Origin of the sequence: Mycobacterium bulgaricum, from assembly GCF_041287165.2 — a bacterium.
Taxonomy (GTDB): domain Bacteria; phylum Actinomycetota; class Actinomycetes; order Mycobacteriales; family Mycobacteriaceae; genus Mycobacterium; species Mycobacterium bulgaricum.
In genome coordinates this window covers 114,605-128,715 of sequence record NZ_JBGGKV020000010.1, presented here as the reverse complement: position 1 = coordinate 128,715, position 14,111 = coordinate 114,605, and the positions used below count along the sequence as shown (strand labels likewise).

The window sequence follows — 14,111 nt, the reverse complement described above, 5'->3', positions numbered from 1 at the left end:
TGCGAGCAGTGAAGTCGTCGTTGGCCGATAATCCCTAGGTGGTTCCCCTGTCGCCGCCTGAACGCGCTGCCGGAGTGCTCGGGGTGGCGCAGAGTCTGTTGCGCGGCCACTGGCGGGCCATGGCGGTGGCGATGACGACCGCGGCCCTGGCGAGCGCGGCGGCGTTGACGCAACCGCTGATCGCGGGGCGCGCTGTCGACGAGGCATCCCATGGCGGAGTCTCGTGGGCCTCGGCACTGCTCCTCGCGGCCGCATTCGCGATCGCGATCGTCGCCGAGGCGGCGGACACCTATCTGTTCTACCGGCTGGGCGAGGCTGTGGTGTACGACCGGCGGCGCGCCTATGCCGCCCACCTGATCGCCCTGCCCGTCGGGGAGTTGGACCGCCTCAGGGCGGGAGACCTGGTCGCACGCGCGATCGCCGACACCACTGAGCTGCAAGAGTTTCCGCGCAAGGTCAGCCGGGTGGTCATCGGGGTGGGCACGCTGGTGGTGGCCGGCACCTTGATGGTGGGCATCGATGCGCCCCTTGCCGCCGCCGTCCTGACCGTCGTGGCGACGACGTTCCTCGGCGGGAGCCTTCTGCTGGCCAGGGCCGGAGCTGCGGCTGCTGCCCGCCAGCAGGCCGTCGGGGAGCACGGAGCACGGCTGGAGCGAACGCTCGGAGCGATCCGCACCGTGAAAATGTCCGGTGCGCAACGCCGTCACGAAGCGCTGATCGGCGAGGCCGCCGGCGATGCGCGCCGCGCGGGCATGCGACTGGCGGGCCTTGCCGCCCTCTCCGCACCGGTCATGCGGATGACCGCGACGGGCTCGCTGGTGGTGGTCCTGGTCGTCGGGGCAACCCGCGTGTCTGCCGGCGCGATATCGGTCGGCGAGCTGGTGACCTTGTTCCTCCTCGCGCTGTACTCGCTGGCGCCGCTGCAGGATGTCTACCAGGGGCTGACGTCGATGCACACCGCGGCGGCCGCCGACAACCGGATCCAGGAGATCCTTGCGCTGCCCACCGAGAAACTCGCGGCGGCGCCCCGCCCGGCCGCCGACCTCCCCGCGGCGACCGCGAGGCCCGCGCTGATCGAGGCCGAACACCTCGGATTCGCCTACGGCAGCCGCCGTGTTCTGCGCGAGGTGTCCTTCACAGTGCACCGCAACCAGGTAACCGCGGTGATAGGGCCGTCGGGCAGTGGCAAGTCCACTCTGCTTGCGCTGCTGTGCCGCTTCCACGAACCCGACGAGGGTCGGCTCGTCTTCGACGGCCGCCCCTACCCCCAGCTGGCACTGCCCGAACTGCGACGTCGAATCGCGTTGGTGGAGCAGGACAATCCGGTGCTGCACGGCTCCCTGCGTGACAACCTCGCGATGGGTTGTCCGGATGCCTCGGACGAGGACATCTTCGACGCGCTGCGGAAGGTCAATCTCGACGGCTTCGTCGACGGGCTGCCGAACGGTCTGGACACCGACGTTCTCGACCGTGGCCGCGCGCTGTCAGGTGGGCAGCGCCAACGGGTGGCGATCGCGCGGGCGCTGCTGTCCCCGGCCGAGCTCGTCCTTCTCGATGAGCCCACGGCGCACCTCGATCGGGAAAACATGTCCGCCATGGTGGACACGCTGATTCGGCAACGCGAACACCGCACTCTGATCATCGTCGCGCACCACCGAGCCACGCTCGAGCACTGCGACCAGGTTCTCGTGGTCGACGGGGGTCGAGTGGTCCGGCGAGCGGGCCCCACCGCGGACTAGAAGATCTGGTAGGCCTGCCGACTGATCACGAAACCGTGCCCAGTTGCGTTGTCCCGGCACGTCATTCCGGACTCGGCACTCTCGCACCGCAGGGTTCCGGCGGCGATGGCACTGCCATACTGCAGGGTGTCGCCGTAGCCGAGCGCGGTGTCGCCGGCGCAGACGAAGCGGGCCTGGCCATCGGAGAGGACGAGACCCTGCCCGAAGTCGATCCCGGAGTAGCAGTCGGCGGGTCGGGGCGGTAGCGCCCAGTCGCGTTCGGCGATGTCGCAGCGCACGGTTGTCGCGTCGATATAGCACCCGACGTTGCCGCTGGGTGACTGGAAGCCGGTCAACTCGGTGACCAGCTTGGGCGGCGTCTGCACCGGAACGGTGTCCGGAGAGGCGCCCGCCGCCGGCCCCAGCGCGACGGCCGAGGCCACGCCCGCGGCCATTGCCCACGCGCCGACAGCGATCTGCAATCGCTCGGCTGACATGCCGGTCGCCGCAATCACGCCCGGGGAGGCAGGGCAGCCACCGTGTCGGGCGTGTCGAGATGCCGTGCGTACCAGCCCATGTAGCCGTACCCGGTGCTGCTGTCCGACAGGTAGTTGCCACTACCCTGCGTGACGTCGCGGGCATCGCCGACGTGGGCCACACCCGGCGCCGAATAGGGCTTGGATTGCATGCTCATGTCTCCCCCTGAGAAGTGTGAATTGACCACAGGGTAACCCAGATCGAATCCATTCGCAGAGGCTTGTACAGCTAATTTGTATCGTTGGCCTGCGGCACTCGGCCCGGGGGACTGAGCAGCACCGGGGGACCCGCGTGGTTTACGTGCCGCAGCCAGACTTCGACCTGGATCGCCGAGTAGAGTTGCGCGACCCCTCCGCCGCGCCCGAGCGACTGCAGCGCATTCCGCCAACCGTCTGCGTCGACGTAGCCGCGACCCACGACGAGAGGGCTGTCGCAGAGGTACTCCTGCCAGCGGGGATGACGTCGATAGCCGTTCACGACGGCCTCGTCGGCGATCGTCTTGGATCGCCGGCGCAGGACGGTGTCACTGACCAAACCCGCGAACGCATACCTCTGCACGGCACGGTCGATGCGGGGGTCCGCGGCGACCTGCCACGGTGTGCGCAACGCCAGATCCACCAGAGCGGGGGCGAGCAGCGGATGCCGCACCTGCGCCGTTCCCGAAGGGATGACCTGTCGGCTGCGGGCGAATTCGGCACACCTCACCACATTTTCCAGAACAGCTTGACCGTGTACCGACGGCACCCGCAGCGACGTCGTGCGGTCCGTTCTGCCCTCCAGGCCGAGGGCGCCGACATACTCGGGCGCCAGCCACGGTGCCGTCACCGACAGCGGTCTCGGCGGGTGCAGCGTCAGCGTCCGGCGCTCGCGCCAGCGCACCAGCCCGTCGATCGCGGCGCGGCGCAACCAGAACGTCGCGGACCGCCGCACGTCGGACCGAACACCCCAGGCCCGCAGCTCCTTACGCAGCCGCACCCATCGACCGGTGCGCAACAGGTCGGCGAGATACCACGGCAGAAGCCCCGCCAGGAACACGGCGTCGCCGCCCTCCCCGGTCAGGACCGTCGACGCACCGAGTCGCGTCGCGACCGCGTCCTCGGCCTCACTCGATGACCAGTTGAGGATCCGCCGCGACGGAGCGGCCAGGAATCTGCCGAAATCGGGCCCGGCAGCGAAGATTTCGTGCTCGGTGGCATCGATCGGATACCACTGGGCCGGGGTGGACTGCAGCGCTGCCTCGATCCATTCCGTCTCGTCGCTTCCGGGCGAGCCCGGGTGGACGAAGCTCAGAGCGTGCACCGGCGCCTGCCGGGCGGCGACGGCCAAAACGGTGGAGGTGTCCAACCCTCCCGACAGCTCGACCGCGGCGCCTCCGCGGGCCGGCATCGCCCCGGCGACGGCATCCTGCACGGTGGCCCGCAGCAGTTCTTCGTGCTCGCGCGCGGTGCCGAGAATCGGTGTGGCCGTCGGGCGCCAGCCGCCCGACACCGTCAGCCGGTTCGAGCTCCAGGTGGCGGTCTCGCCCATGCCGAGGCGCCGAATGTCGCGGTAGGGCGTGCGCGTGCCCAGATGGATGCCCGCGGCGAGCAGGTCCGCCAGATACTGTTCGTCCGGGTCTCGCCATGCGCCCGTTTCGCGGGCCAGGACCCCGAGGTCGGTCGACACCACGGTGCCTGCCGACGCGTTCGCGATGTAGCACGGTCGCAGGCCCATGCGGTCGCCCACCACCACGGCATCTGAGCCGGTCGCGATCACCGCCGCGTACTCACCGACCACACGCTCGGTCACGTCGGCGCGCCAGCGCCGCCAGGCCGCCGACACGATTCGGCCCTCAGAGGCGCCGCTGTCGAGGCCCAACTGCGCCCGCAGGCGGGCCGGGTGCGCGAGGTAGCCGTGGAACCACACGGCGGCCTGGCCCGCCCCCTCCGCCTCCGGCCACCCGCGAGCAGTGGCGGCGTCGGAAGGCAGAACCACCAGAAAACCGTGCAACGGAGGCGGTTCCGGTTTCATCAGGCGATGGCGATCTTGGTGTAGCGCAGCAGCGACGCGGGGTTCTCGTCGAGTGGGACGCCGTCGAGTTCCACCCACGCGTGCGCCTCGAACGGGTGGAGTGCCACCCCGATCGCATGCCGCGCCGGCCACCCGGCCATCCGCAGGAACCGCGTCAGCGCCAGTGAACGCGGAAGGCAGTCCAGCGGGGCCTCGCGGGCGGGGTAGAGGCCGTCGGCAGTGCGGAACTGCCGCACCGAGCGCTCCACCGGGTGTCGGGGCGGCGTGCCGTCGGCAGCAGGACCGGTGCACGTGGCGTAGGCGTCCGCAAAGCCCTTCCTCAGCTCCCGCTCGACGGCGGCCCGCTCCCGCAGAGCGCGCCAGACCGTCGGGCGGCGTTTCGGCACCCGCGCGCCGGACGGCGCGCATCGCGGCGCGTCGGTGCAGAGCCGCCCGGCCGCCTGCTGCGCTGCGGCGAAGTCGACGAAGTCGGTCGTGATCACCGACAGCGGCACGCCGTATCGGTCTGCCAGACAAGCGATGTCGCGCTCCCGCGGGTCCAGCAGGAGCTGTTTCCACATCTGCGTGCCGACCTCGTCGACCACGTCGTAGGTGCCCGCCGATACGTCGAGCAACACGAGTTGATCCGAGATCTCGACGCAGCGAATATGCCCGCCGCGGAACAGTCGCGGCAGCGTCGGCGCCGCACCGATGCCTGGCGTATCGCGACGGTCCACGCGACCAACTTAAGGCAACGTCGGCATCAATTGGGCGCGACTACGCCGTATGTCAGGTGAACGTGCTGTTTCCGTTCCGCGAGTCCCACGGCACGGGAAACTGGCAAACCAGCGCCTAGGGTGCGTCGGCCCCTCTGGGGCCGAACCGCCATTCGCCACCGCCGAGCAGCGCCAGCTCCTGATCGCAGTGGCTGATCACGGTTCCGCGGTGGGCGACGCTGACGAGGATGGCATCGGGCAGGTCTTCGCGGACCATCCGGTAGAGCATCGTCTCCAGGCCGACGTCGAGCGCCGAGGTGGCCTCGTCGAGGAATGCCGCCTTCGGTTTGGTCAGCAGGATCCGGGCGAACGCAATGCGCTGTTGCTCACCCGGGGAGAGCACCTTCGCCCAGTCCTGCTCCTCGTCGAGACGGTCCGTGAGATGTGGCAGCGCCACCTTGTTCAGCATGGTGGTCAGCTCGCCGTCGGGAATCTCACCCGCCTGCCGGGGATAGGACAGCACCGTGCGCAGGTCGCCGAGAGGCACGTAGGGCATCTGCGACAGGAACATCGTCTCGTTCGGGCCGGCGGGGCAGCGCAACGTGCCGGTGGTGTAGGGCCACAGCTGCGCGAGGCTGCGAAGCAGCGTGGTCTTACCGGTTCCCGAGACGCCCGTGACCGCGAGTGTGTCGCCGGCGCTCAGGCGCAGATCGATCGGATTGATCAGCCGGGTGCCGTCGGGCTTGCGGACCTCGACATCGTCGAATTCGATGCCGCCGGCACTGGGCGCCACCGACAGCGTCGGCAGCTCGCGGCCCTCGTCGTTGGCGACGACCAGGCCGTGCAGACGGATGATCGCCGCGCGGTAGCCGGCGAAGTTGTCGTACGCGTTGCGGAAGAACGACAGGCCGGTCAGGATCTCGCGGAACGCCGCAGCCGTCTGCGACAGCTGCCCGAGCGTGATCTCGCCGGTGTAGAACCGGTTGAACTGGACGACGTAGGGGATGAGTTCCTGCGCCTGCGTGATCGAGATGTTCCAGCCGAAGAACCCCGTCATCCGGTTGACGTATTTCTTGTAGTTGGTGACCACGGGCGCGAATCGGCGCCGCAGCCCCGACCGTTCGGCGACCTCGCCGCGGTAGAACGCGACCGCCTCCGACGCGTCTCGCAGACGCACCAGGGCGTACCGGAAGGCGGCGTTGAATCGCTCGTTGTTGAACGACAGCCGGATGATCGGCCGACCGATCCAGAACGCGATGACGGTGGCGAACAGAACGTAGGCGATTCCGATCCAGAACATCGCCTTCGGGAGTGCGAAATTCACGAAGGGCAGATCGACGGGCCCCGACAGATTCCACAGGATCTGGGTGAACGACACCATCGCCGCGATCGAGGACACCGCGCCGAAGAGCAGCGTCGACGTCGAGGTGTTGCCCGGCGTGTTCGGCTGCGAGCTGACGCCCGCGGTGAAGATGTCGATGTCGGCCTGGATGCGCTGATCCGGGTTGTCGATCGTGTCGTCGATGAAGCGTGCCCGGTAGAACGCCTTGCCGTCGAGCCAGTTACCGGTGAGCTCCTCGGTCAGCCAGGCACGCCACCGCAGCATGAACCGTTGCGCGAGATACAGATCGAGCATCACCTGCGCGATGTTGACCACGGCGAGGATGCCGAAGATGCCGAGCGACATCCAGAAGCCGTCGCCACCGGATTGGCGAACCGCGTCGTCACCGCTCAGCAGACCGCCGGCGACGACCTGGAAGCTGGTGGACATGTCGCTGCCCTGGAAGGTGAACAGCACCGACAGCCGCACACCGATCATCACCGACAGCAGCAGACCGGCCAGCCAGGCCCAGACGATGATGCTGTCGCGACCGACGAAATAGCCACGGGTGACGCGCCAGAACTGCCTGCCCCAGGTGGTGAACTTGGCGATCAGGACCAGGGCCACCATGGTGCACACCGCGGCGATGACCCAGGCTTTGGCGATCCACCAGAGCGACGTCCAGAGCTCATTACCCCAGTCCAGGGTCGGTGTGAAGTTATCCACCCGGGCAAGGTACCGCGCCCGCCTGCGCGCAGCGTGTTGGAGGCGTCAGGCCGGGGCGTCGAGTCGTTCCAGCCGCCACCGGCCGCCGCCGGTCAGCTCAAGCCTGCTGGTGTGGAACGGCTGCACCGACTGGCGGTGGCTCACGCTGACGACGATGGTGTCGGGCAGTTGGGTGCGCAGCACCTCGTAGAGCATCTGCTCGAGACCCTCGTCCATGGCCGAGGTCGATTCGTCGAGGAACACAGTCTTGGGCCGGCTCACCAGGATTCGGGCAAACGCGACCCGCTGTTGCTCGCCGACGGACAGCGACTTCGCCCAGTCCTTGTCATCGTTGAGACGGATCACCAGGTGCGAAAGGGCCACGTCCAGCAGCGCCTGCTGAATCGCGGCGTCCGCGAAGGCACCCGACGGCTGCGGGTAGGACACCACGGTGCGCAGGTCGCCCACGGGGAAGTAGGGCAGTTGCGGGACGAACATGGCCTCGTCGCGACCGTCGGGCATCCGCACCTGCCCCGACGCGTAGGGCCACATTCCGGCGAGGCTCTGCACGAGCACCGACTTCCCGATTCCCGACGGACCCGTGATCACCAGTCCCTCACCGGATTTCACCTGCAGGTCCAGGGTGTGCACCAGCGGCGAGCCGTCGGGCTTGCGCACCTCGACGCCGTCGACGACGAACGCGCCGTTGCCTGAGTGCTCGGTGTGCACCGCCGTGAACGCACCTGCGCGGGTGTTCTGGTCGACGAGCCCGTCGAGCCGGATGATCGCCGCGCGGTAGCTCGCGAACTGGTCGTAGGCATTCCGGAAAAAGGACAGGGAGTCGTGGATCGCGCCGAAGGCGTTCGACGACTGCCACACGTCTCCGAACGTGATCCGCTGCGCGAACAGGCCCTGCGCCTGGACGAGCCACGGCAGCGGGTTGATCGTCTGGCTGACCGACACGTTCCAGCCGAAGAACAGCATCGTGCGGTGCAGCCACCCGCGATAGTTGTCCATCACCGAGTCGAGCCGGCCCCTGAGCACCGTGCGTTCGGCGGACTCGCCCCGGTAGAGCCCGATGGCGGCCCCCGCGTCGCGCACCCGGACCAGCGCGTAACGAAAGCCCGCGTTGCGCAACTCGTTCAGATAGTTCAACCGGATCAGCGGCCGTCCGATGACGAACGCCACGATCGTCGCGACGAGGACGTAGACGACGACGATCCAGAACAGCGCGCGCGGCAGCGTCAGCCCGCCGACGGTCACCGGTTCGGACAGGCTCCACAGGATCGGTCCGAACGACAGCACCGACAGCACCGCCTCGACAGCGCCGAACAGCAGTGTGTTGCTCGAGTTGTAGATCGGATTGTTGGGCAGCGCGCCGACGCCGGTGGTGAACACGTCGACGTCCTGCTGGATGCGCTGGTCCGGGTTGTCGATGGGACGTCCGGAGAACTGGGCGCGGTAGTAGGACAGGTCGCCGAGCCAGTCGTCGATGAAGCGCCTGCTCAGCCAGACCCGCCACCGCATCACGAACCGCTGCGTGAGGTACATGTCCACCAGCAGCCGCACCACGAAACAGACCGCGAGGACGGCGAACACGCGCATCGACGCCCAGAAGCCGGCGACTCCGCTGGACATGCCGCCCTGGAATGCGACCTGCAGCGAGGTGAAGAGGTCGTTGACGTAGTAGGTGAGCAGGACGTTGATGCGGACCGAGATGATCACCAACAGCAGCAGCGCCGCGAGCATCACCCACACCGCGATGCTGTTCCTGCCGCGGAAGTAATCGCCGGTGACATGCCAGAACTGGCGTCCCCACTCGGTGAACCGGGCGAGCGCGACGAGGATCACCAGCAGGCACAACGCGGTCAGCACGAACGTCGTCGCCGCCCATTGCAGGGAATTGAGGAACTCGCCGCCCCAGTCGAGCGTCGGTTGGAACGTCTGTGCGTTCACCGTCTCCACAGCCGGGCGACCTCCCCTCCGCGCGATCCGAAGTTACCGCAGGTTCTGTCGCGCAGGGGCGTTCTGGACACGCAAATGTGCTGCCCAGAGCGTCAATTAAACGTCCGGCGCCCACGCCGCCGACGGCCCGGGACCGGCACGAATACGGTGCGCTCGGCGCGGGCTGGGGAGCCGCGTACCGTAATCGTGTGGCACGAACCTCTGAGAAGACGTCCTCGAAATCGGCGGCGAAGTCCGGCCGGCTGTCCGGGCGGTTCTGGAAGTTGCTGGGCGCCAGCACCGACAAAGACCAGTCACGGTCCATGGACCAGGTGACCAAGGCGGCGGACTTCGATGCGAAAGCTTCCGAACTCGACGACGAACAGCTGAGCAAGGCCGCGAAACTTCTCGACCTGCAGGACCTCGCCGACTCGGCCGACATCCCGCAGTTCCTCGCGATCGCTCGCGAAGCCGCGGAACGGGCCACCGGCCTGCGGCCCTTCGACGTGCAGCTGCAGGGCGCGCTGCGGATGCTCGCGGGCGACGTCGTGGAGATGGCCACCGGTGAAGGCAAGACGCTCTCGGGAGCGATCGCAGCGGCCGGCTACGCGCTGGCAGGGCGCAACGTCCACGTCATCACGATCAACGACTACCTGGCCCGCCGCGACGCCGAATGGATGGGGCCGCTGATCGAGGCGATGGGGCTCAGTATCGGCTGGATCACCGCCGACTCCACCGCGGCCGAGCGTCGCGAGGCCTACACGTGCGACATCACCTATGCCTCGGTCAACGAGATCGGCTTCGACGTCCTGCGCGACCAGCTGGTCACCGACGTCGACGACCTCGTCTCCCCGAACCCCGACGTCGCGCTGATCGACGAGGCGGACTCCGTCCTCGTCGACGAGGCCCTGGTGCCGCTGGTGCTCGCGGGCACCAGCCACCGCGAGACCCCACGGCTGGAACTGATCCGGCTGGTCGGGGAGCTCGACGAGAACAAGGACTTCGCCACTGACAACGACAGCCGCAACGTGCATCTCACCGAAGAGGGCGCCCGCAAGGTGGAAGCGGCGCTCGGCGGCATCGACCTCTACTCCGAGGAGCACGTCGCCACCACACTGACCGAGATCAACGTCGCGCTGCACGCGCACGTGCTGCTCCAGCGCGACGTGCACTACATCGTCCGCGACAACGCGGTGCACCTCATCAACGCCTCTCGCGGGCGCATCGCGACGCTGCAACGCTGGCCGGACGGGCTGCAGGCCGCGGTCGAGGCCAAGGAAGGCATCGAGACCACCGAGACCGGCGAGGTGCTCGACACCATCACGGTGCAGGCTCTGATCAACCGCTACCCGAAGGTCTGCGGGATGACGGGCACCGCGCTGGCCGCCGGTGAGCAGCTGCGGCAGTTCTACAAGCTCGGGGTCTCGCCGATACCGCCGAACAAGCCCAACATCCGCGAGGACGAGACCGACCGCGTCTACGTCACGATCGCGGCGAAAACCGAAGCCGTCCTCGACCACATCGCCGAGATCCACGAGACCGGCCAGCCCGTGCTCGTCGGCACGCGCGATGTCGCGGAATCCGAAGAGCTGCACGAGAAGCTGGTGAAGCGGGGCGTGCCTGCGGTCGTGCTGAACGCCAAGAACGACGCCGAGGAAGCCGCCGTCATCGCCGAGGCGGGCAAGCTCGGCGCGGTCACGGTGTCCACGCAGATGGCGGGGCGCGGCACCGACATCCGGCTGGGCGGCTCCGCCGCGAGCGACGAGGACGTGGAAAAAGAACGGGTCGCCGAGCTGGGCGGCCTGCACGTCATCGGCACCGGCAGGCACAACACCGAGCGCCTCGACAATCAGCTGCGCGGGCGCGCAGGCCGCCAGGGCGACCCGGGCACGTCCGTCTTCTTCTCCAGCTGGGAGGACGACGTCGTCGTGTCCCACCTCGAAGACAGCAAGCTGCCCCTGGAGTGCGACGAAAACGGCAGGATCATCAGCCCGAAGGCGGCCACCCTGCTCGAGCACGCCCAGCGCGTCGCCGAGGGCCGGCTGCTCGACGTGCACGCCAACACCTGGCGCTACAACCAGCTGATCGCCCAGCAGCGGGCCATCCTTGTCGAACGCCGCGACAAGCTGCTGCGCACGGCGACCGCCCGCGACGAGCTGCGCGAGCTCTCCCCGGAGCGTTACGACGAGGTCAGCGCACAGCTCGGCGAGGACGCCGAGGCCAAGCTGGAGAAAATCTGCCGGCTGATCATGCTCTACCACCTCGACCGGGCGTGGGCCGATCACCTGGCCTTCCTGTCCGACATCCGCGAGAGCATCCACCTGCGGGCCCTGGGCAGGCAGAACCCGCTCGACGAGTTCCACCGGATGGCCGTCGACGCGTTCGGTTCGCTGGCCGCCGACGCCATCGAAGCCGCCCAGCAGACGTTCGACACCGCGCCGTCCATCGAGGACGAACCGGGCGTGGATCTGTCCAAACTGGCACGTCCGACGTCGACGTGGACGTACATGGTCCACGACAATCCGTTGGCCGACGACACGTTGTCCGCGCTGAGCCTGCCCGGGGTGTTCCGCTAGGTTCTAGTTCCATGGCAGGCGACCGCGTGCTGACGGTTCCCAACGTGCTGTCGGTGATCCGGCTGGTTTTGGTGCCTGTCTTCCTGTACCTGCTCCTGGTCGCCGATGCGACCGGTTGGGCGGTCGGCATCCTGATGTTCAGCGGCGCCTCCGACTGGGCCGACGGCAAGATCGCGCGACTATACGACAACCAGGCGTCCCGGTTGGGGGAGCTGCTCGACCCCGCGGTCGACCGCATCTACATGGTGGTCGTCCCCATCAGCCTGGCCCTGGCACATGTGATCCCGTGGTGGGTCGTGATTCTGCTGCTCGGTCGCGACGTCGTGCTGGCGGGCACGCTGCCGCTGTTGCGCAGCCGCGGGCTCTCGGCGTTGCCGGTGACCTACCTCGGCAAGGGTGCGACGTTCGCGTTGATGTCCGGGCTGCCGCTGGTGCTGCTCGGCCAATTCGACGGCCAGTGGAGCCGCGTCGTGCTGGCGATCGGGTGGGGCTTTCTGATCTGGGGCATGGCGCTGTATGTGTGGTCGGGGGTGCTGTACCTGATCCAGGTCACGATGGTGATGCGTTCCCTGCCGCGCGCACGAGCCAGAGCATGAGCAGTCTGGGGGGCTACGAGTCGGCGGGGCGCGATGCGGACCACCCGGACGCGCCGACCCGGATCCCGGTGCCGTCGCTGCTGCGATCGCTGCTCTCCGATCATCTCGACCCCGGGTATGCCGCTGCGGCACAGGTCGGTCGACCGCGCGGCAGGGTGTCGACGGTGCTGTGGCAACTGCTCGCCGCGGTGGTGGTCGCGTCGGTGTTCGCGATGGCGTGGGCGCAGGCCAAGGACACCGCACCGGGTGTCAGGGAGTCCCAGCAGGTGCTGGCCGGCAGCGTTCGGTCCGCGCAGGCCGCCACCGATGTGGCCGCCGCGCGCCGCAACGACCTCGACGCCGACGTGGACGCCGCGCGCCGCAGCCGCCTGGAGGGCGACGCGACCGGCCGTCGGCTGCTGACCGATCTCGACGATGCGAACTACGCCGCCGCGGCCACCCCGGTGATCGGGCCCGGCCTGACGGTCACCGTCACCGATCCCGGGATGTCACCGGACTTGACGGACGTCTCCACGCCGCGCGTGGACGGCAGCCAGCAGGTGATCCTCGACCGCGACCTGCAGCTCGTCGTCAACTCGCTGTGGGCGGGCGGCGCGGAGGCGATCTCGGTGGGCGGCGTGCGGGTCGGCCCCAACGTGACGATGCGGCAGGCCGGCGGCGGCATCCTGGTCGACAACCAGCCGATATCGAGCCCGTATGTCATCCTCGCCGTGGGCCCGCCCCACGCGCTGGGAGACAACATCAACCGCAGCGCGGGCCTGCAGCGCCTGAGGCTGCTGGAGGCGTCCTACGGCGTCGGAGTGAACGTCGCCGCCGGTGACGGCCTCACACTGCCTGCCGGGTCGGTGCGAGAAGTCAACTTCGCCACACAGATTGGCGGCAACTGATGGGGATGGTCGCGTGATCGGAATCGTCGCGCTCGTCGTCGGCATCGTGGTCGGTGTCGTGTTCCATCCCAGCGTCCCCGAGTTCGTGCAGCCGTATCTGCCGATCGCGGTGGTCGCCGCGCTGGACGCGGTGTTCGGCGGGCTGCGGGCCTACCTGGAGAAGATCTTCGACTCCAAGGTGTTCGTGGTCTCGTTCGTGTTCAACGTGCTGGTGGCGGCATTGATCGTCTACGTCGGCGACCAGCTCGGTGTCGGGACGCAGCTGTCGACGGCGATCATCGTCGTGTTGGGCATCCGCATCTTCGGCAACGCCGCGGCGTTGCGGCGCAGGCTGTTCGGGGCTTGACGGATGACCGAGCAGCATCACGGCCGCCACGAACTGCCGCCCGAGTCCGCGCCGCGGCGCGGGCGGTCGGTGTTCGGGGTTCTCGCGGTGCTGCTGTGTCTGCTGCTCGGCGTCGCGATCGCCACACAGGTCCGCCAGACCGACAGCGGTGATTCGCTGGACTCGGCGCGGCCAGCCGACCTGCTCGTGCTGCTGGACTCGCTGCAGCAGCGGGAAGCCGCGCTCAACAGCGAAGTCGCCGAACTGCAGCGCACACTCACCCAGCTGGAGGCGTCGGGTAGCAGCGACCAGGCCGCCATCGAGAACGCGAGGGAGCGGCTGGCGGCACTGTCGATCCTGATCGGCAGCGTGGCGGCGACCGGCCCCGGCGTGACACTCACCGTCGAGGACCCCGCCAACGGCGTGGCCGCAGAGGCGATGCTCGACGTGATCAACGAACTGCGCGCCGCGGGCGCGGAGGCGATGGAGATCCGCGGTCAGCAGAGCGGCCAGCAGATCGCCGTGCGGGTCGGCGTCGACACCTGGATCACCGGCAGTCCCGGCGCGCTCGACGTCGACGACACCACGCTGGGTCCCGTGTATTCGGTTCTCGCGATTGGGGATCCGCCGACCCTGGCCGCCGCCATGAACATCCCGGGCGGGGCGATGGACAGCATCGAACGCGTGGGCGGCACGATGGTGATAGAACAGTCCGACCGCGTCGACGTCACCGCCTTGCGGCAACCGAAACCGCGTGAATACGCTCAGCCCGTCAGATAACGACACCGATCAAGGAG

General features: G+C 68.5%; 12 protein-coding genes. 6 read left to right on the top strand and 6 right to left on the bottom strand.

The annotated features are described in order from the left end of the window. Positions 1-38 precede the first annotated feature (38 nt). A complete protein-coding gene (locus tag ACAG24_RS23040) occupies positions 39-1,739 on the top strand; it encodes an ABC transporter ATP-binding protein (RefSeq protein WP_370474705.1) in 1,701 nt (566 codons plus the stop codon). Here ACAG24_RS23040 and ACAG24_RS23035 read toward each other — a convergent pair. From ACAG24_RS23035 to ACAG24_RS23010, 6 genes are all read right to left on the bottom strand, one after another. Continuing rightward, on the bottom strand, positions 1,736-2,215 hold the full coding sequence (locus tag ACAG24_RS23035) for a DUF6636 domain-containing protein (protein ID WP_370474704.1): 480 nt from the start codon (positions 2,213-2,215) through the stop codon (positions 1,736-1,738). The two genes, ACAG24_RS23040 and ACAG24_RS23035, sit on opposite strands and share 4 nt — an antisense overlap. 14 nt (positions 2,216-2,229) lie before the next feature. Then, positions 2,230-2,412 (bottom strand): hypothetical protein, encoded by a 183-nt coding sequence (locus tag ACAG24_RS23030; protein ID WP_370474703.1) that lies wholly within the window; start codon positions 2,410-2,412, stop codon positions 2,230-2,232. A 71-nt stretch (positions 2,413-2,483) separates the two neighbouring features. Next, on the bottom strand, positions 2,484-4,229 hold the full coding sequence (locus tag ACAG24_RS23025; RefSeq protein ID WP_370474702.1) for an asparagine synthase-related protein: 1,746 nt from the start codon (positions 4,227-4,229) through the stop codon (positions 2,484-2,486). Positions 4,230-4,264: 35 nt separating this feature from the next. Then, on the bottom strand, positions 4,265-4,981 hold the full coding sequence (locus tag ACAG24_RS23020) for a lasso peptide biosynthesis B2 protein (RefSeq protein ID WP_370474701.1): 717 nt from the start codon (positions 4,979-4,981) through the stop codon (positions 4,265-4,267). 115 nt (positions 4,982-5,096) lie between these two features. Beyond that, positions 5,097-7,007, bottom strand: coding sequence for an ABC transporter ATP-binding protein/permease (locus ACAG24_RS23015; RefSeq protein ID WP_370474700.1), 1,911 nt, complete (start codon positions 7,005-7,007; stop codon positions 5,097-5,099). 45 nt (positions 7,008-7,052) lie between these two features. Then, positions 7,053-8,942 (bottom strand): ABC transporter ATP-binding protein/permease, encoded by a 1,890-nt coding sequence (locus ACAG24_RS23010; protein ID WP_370474783.1) that lies wholly within the window; start codon positions 8,940-8,942, stop codon positions 7,053-7,055. 197 nt (positions 8,943-9,139) lie between these two features. On the opposite strand from ACAG24_RS23010, the gene secA2 reads away from it, so the two are divergent. From secA2 to ACAG24_RS22985, 5 genes are read left to right on the top strand one after another with little or no spacing between them, the layout of a single operon-like run. Then, complete coding sequence (gene secA2, locus ACAG24_RS23005; RefSeq protein WP_370474699.1) at positions 9,140-11,506, top strand: accessory Sec system translocase SecA2; 2,367 nt, start codon at positions 9,140-9,142, stop codon at positions 11,504-11,506. An 11-nt stretch (positions 11,507-11,517) separates the two neighbouring features. Then, positions 11,518-12,102, top strand: a complete 585-nt coding sequence (locus tag ACAG24_RS23000) for a CDP-alcohol phosphatidyltransferase family protein (protein ID WP_370474698.1) — start codon at positions 11,518-11,520, stop codon at positions 12,100-12,102. Beyond that, positions 12,099-12,989 carry a DUF881 domain-containing protein gene (locus ACAG24_RS22995; protein WP_370474697.1) on the top strand — a complete coding sequence of 297 codons (891 nt, stop codon included), beginning with the start codon at positions 12,099-12,101 and terminating at the stop codon, positions 12,987-12,989. The genes ACAG24_RS23000 and ACAG24_RS22995 overlap by 4 nt, the downstream gene beginning before the upstream one ends. Positions 12,990-13,002: 13 nt before the next feature. Continuing rightward, a complete protein-coding gene (locus ACAG24_RS22990) occupies positions 13,003-13,335 on the top strand; it encodes a small basic family protein (protein WP_270718809.1) in 333 nt (110 codons plus the stop codon). Between the two features lie 3 nt (positions 13,336-13,338). After that, positions 13,339-14,094 (top strand): DUF881 domain-containing protein, encoded by a 756-nt coding sequence (locus tag ACAG24_RS22985; RefSeq protein WP_370474696.1) that lies wholly within the window; start codon positions 13,339-13,341, stop codon positions 14,092-14,094. The last annotated feature ends 17 nt before the right edge of the window (positions 14,095-14,111 follow it).

Excerpts from the sequence above, each read along its gene's own strand:
- ACAG24_RS23035 (WP_370474704.1), bottom strand. The coding sequence starts at position 2,215 with ATGTCAGCCGAGCGATTGCAGATCGCTGTCGGCGCGTGGGCAATGGCC.
- ACAG24_RS23030 (WP_370474703.1), bottom strand. The coding sequence starts at position 2,412 with ATGAGCATGCAATCCAAGCCCTATTCGGCGCCGGGTGTGGCCCACGTC.
- ACAG24_RS23000 (WP_370474698.1), top strand. The coding sequence starts at position 11,518 with ATGGCAGGCGACCGCGTGCTGACGGTTCCCAACGTGCTGTCGGTGATC.
- ACAG24_RS22995 (WP_370474697.1), top strand. The coding sequence starts at position 12,099 with ATGAGCAGTCTGGGGGGCTACGAGTCGGCGGGGCGCGATGCGGACCAC.
- ACAG24_RS22985 (WP_370474696.1), top strand. The coding sequence starts at position 13,339 with ATGACCGAGCAGCATCACGGCCGCCACGAACTGCCGCCCGAGTCCGCG.